We start from the raw sequence: 2,793 nt of genomic DNA, 5'->3' as shown, positions 1-2,793 counted from the left end.
CGGCCGCCATAATCTGCTGCTGACGGGTCCGCCGGGCACCGGCAAAACGATGCTCGCCAAGCGGCTGCCCGGTATTCTGCCGATGCTGAACGAGCAGGAGGCGCTCGCCGTTACGCAAATCTACAGCGCTGCCGGCAAGCTCGGCACCGGGAGCATCTCGCTGATCCGGCGGCGTCCGTTCCGTTGCCCCCACCACACGATTTCCGCCGGGGGTCTGATCGGAGGCGGCTCCGTTCCGAAGCCCGGCGAAGTCACTCTGGCGCACGAAGGGGTATTGTTCCTCGATGAGATGCCCGAATTTTCCCGTCAGGTGCTGGAGGTGCTCCGGCAGCCGCTGGAGGACCGAGAGGTCACGATCGCCCGGGCGCGCGCCGTTTTCCGTTTTCCGGCTCACTTCATGCTGGCTTGTTCGATGAACCCCTGTCCGTGCGGCTATTTCGGCCACGAAACCGATCAATGGCGCTGCGCGTGCACGCCCGCCCGGATCGCTTCTTATAAGGCGAAAATCTCCGGTCCGCTCCTGGATCGGATCGATCTGCAGGTCGACGTGCCCCGCCCTCCGCTCACCGCTCAGGACCAGCCGGGAATGGATTCCGCCGCCATGCGCAGCCGGGTCATGGCAGCCATGGAGCGGCAGAGGGCGCGCATGACGGTTACGGGTGTGCCGTGGAACAGCGACTTGACCGGCAAAGGCCTGCGCGCCGCATGCTCACTGCGACCGGACGCCGCTCTGCTGCTGGAAACCGCTTTTATTTCGCTCGGACTGAGCATGCGCGCACATGAACGAATCCTCAAGCTGGCCCGCACGATTGCCGATCTTGACGAGTTCGCGGAAATCCGAGCCGAGCATATTGCGGAAGCCATCCAGTATCGCAGCTCCGACCGCAAGCTTGAGCCGTTGTGAAACGGCAACCCCCGATGCAGCCGTGTTTTGACGGCCGCATCGGGGGTTCGTTTTAAAAAGCGCCTTCGTAATGCTCCATGGCCGCAAGCTTGCCGCCCGAATTGACGGATACGGCGATCACGTCGAAGCGGACCTCGCATCCCTGTACGCCCGCAGACTGCATATACACTTGTGCCGTCGTCTGCAACTGCCGCCGTTTCCGGTAGTCGACGGACTCGGCCGCCGTCCCGAATCTCCCGCCGGCGCGGCGCGTGCGGACCTCAATGATTACGAGCCTTCCGTCCTTCTCGGCGATTATATCCAGCTCGCCGCTCCTGCAGCGCCAATTGCGATGGCGAATAAAGTAGCCGTTGGCCAGCAGCATGTCAGCCGCCGCTTCCTCGCCGTTCCTGCCCGTCTGAACTCTTCCGCTTATGGCTTTGGCAGCGGAGGCAGAACGTGCTTTGGTATCACCGGCGTTGGCGTTGACATTGGTGTTGGCATTGATGTCGGTGTTGCCGTTCGCGCTGGCGCTCGCGCCGTTGCTCCAGCCGTTACCGGAGTTACGTTGGTTCATGCTTCCACCCCTCAAGCCTATTGTCCGAACGGTACACGAAGCTTAAAATTTCTGCCACCAGCGCGTAAAGCTCCGGCGGAATTTCCTGGTCGATGTCGAGCTGCGACAGCACCTCAACCAGCGACGCATCCTCCTGGACGAGAACGCCGTGCTCACGGGCGCGTTCGAGAATTGACTCTGCAATCTGGCCTCTGCCTTTGGCCACAACAACCGGGGCGTTGCGCGTGCCCGGCTCGTATTTCAAAGCCACCGCTTTCTTCACGGCCTGTTTTGTTGCCGGTTGCTCTTCGCTCATGCCCGGTAATCGACCCCTTTGTACGGCTTTGAAGAATAGGCTGACGCCGTGCCTGCGAGCCGTGCGCCCCCGCCCGCAGAGACCGTTTCCTCCTGCTTGCCGACGGCAGGCCTCGGTATCGGCTTAACGTTCAGCGAGAGCAATTGAAAGCCCGCGCCGGCAAGCGCGCCGTTAAGCTCGCTTCTCGCCCCTTCCATCATCGCGCCGACAGCGGGATGGTCGTTCCAAACGTTTAAACTAACGATCTTGCTCATCACCTGCACGTCGACGATCGTATCGCCGAGCCTTTTCATTTTCAGGTCAAAAAGCAGTCTGCAATTATCGGCGTCCAATTCGCCCTTCCGGCCTCTGCGCGCTTGAATGTGAACGGATGCCGTCTGGCCTCCGTCCGGTCCTTGAAACGGAATGAACAGCGTCATCTGGGACAGCAGCTGGCCGTTACGCTCCGGAGAAAGCATCAGCTGCTGGCCGGTAATCTGCTGAACAAGCTGTTGAGCCGTCTCGCGCGCGGCAGCCGGCACGTCCTCAGCGGACGCAAGGCTCATGAGCGCACTTTTCAACGACTCGGCTGCCGCCGGCTTCAACGGATCGGACATATTGCCCTCCGCTTGGAGCGTCAGCAATCCGCCGTTCGGATTCGCTGCCGCGAACCGTTCCCCCGTTGCGGCAGCCCGTTCGGCAAAGCCGGCAAATTTCGCCCCTTTCGCATCCCCGGCCGCCTGTTCCTGTGCTCCGGCACCTTGCGCCTGGGCGACTTCGGCATCCCCCGTACGGGCGCCTCCCAGTGTTTGAGCGAGCAGCCTTTCATAATCGACTCCCAACCACTTCAGCATTCCGCCAAGCCATTGACCGCCGCCTGACGCGGTGTTCGCGGCAGCCGTTTGCGGCCCCGTACCGGCAGCATCGGCCGCGGCGGCTTGCCCGCCCGCGCCTGCGTTTGTACTTGCGGCCCGCTCCCCCTGCTGCGGCGCCTGCGCGCCCCCCGGCGCCATACCGGCCGCCTGCAACCCGGTCCCGGCCCCGGGCGGGGCCGCGCCC

The 2,793-nt window shown here is 63.1% G+C and carries 4 protein-coding genes; 1 reads left to right on the top strand and 3 read right to left on the bottom strand.

Annotated features, from left to right (window positions below; all coding sequences use genetic code 11):
- Positions 1-904, top strand: a 904-nt coding sequence (locus BG52_RS15185; protein ID WP_036666846.1) for a YifB family Mg chelatase-like AAA ATPase, incomplete at its 5' end; no start/stop codon positions are given.
- A gap of 52 nt (positions 905-956) precedes the next feature.
- Here the strand turns inward: BG52_RS15185 and BG52_RS03690 are convergent.
- From BG52_RS03690 to fliK, 3 genes are all read right to left on the bottom strand, one after another.
- Positions 957-1,460, bottom strand: a complete 504-nt coding sequence (locus BG52_RS03690) for a YraN family protein (RefSeq protein WP_081793550.1) — start codon at positions 1,458-1,460, stop codon at positions 957-959.
- On the bottom strand, positions 1,447-1,755 hold the full coding sequence (locus tag BG52_RS03685) for an EscU/YscU/HrcU family type III secretion system export apparatus switch protein (protein WP_036579202.1): 309 nt from the start codon (positions 1,753-1,755) through the stop codon (positions 1,447-1,449). Before BG52_RS03685 ends, BG52_RS03690 begins: the two co-directional genes overlap by 14 nt.
- Positions 1,752-2,793, bottom strand: a 1,042-nt coding sequence (fliK, locus tag BG52_RS03680) for a flagellar hook-length control protein FliK (protein ID WP_223298909.1), incomplete at its 5' end; no start/stop codon positions are given. The genes BG52_RS03685 and fliK, both read right to left, overlap by 4 nt.

Origin of the sequence: Paenibacillus darwinianus (assembly GCF_000598065.1) — a bacterium.
GTDB classification, from domain to species: Bacteria; Bacillota; Bacilli; order Paenibacillales; family Paenibacillaceae; genus Paenibacillus_I; species Paenibacillus_I darwinianus.
This window is presented reverse-complemented; position numbering and strand designations above follow the sequence as displayed.

Excerpts from the sequence above, each read along its gene's own strand:
- BG52_RS03690 (WP_081793550.1), bottom strand. The coding sequence starts at position 1,460 with ATGAACCAACGTAACTCCGGTAACGGCTGGAGCAACGGCGCGAGCGCC.
- BG52_RS03685 (WP_036579202.1), bottom strand. The coding sequence starts at position 1,755 with ATGAGCGAAGAGCAACCGGCAACAAAACAGGCCGTGAAGAAAGCGGTG.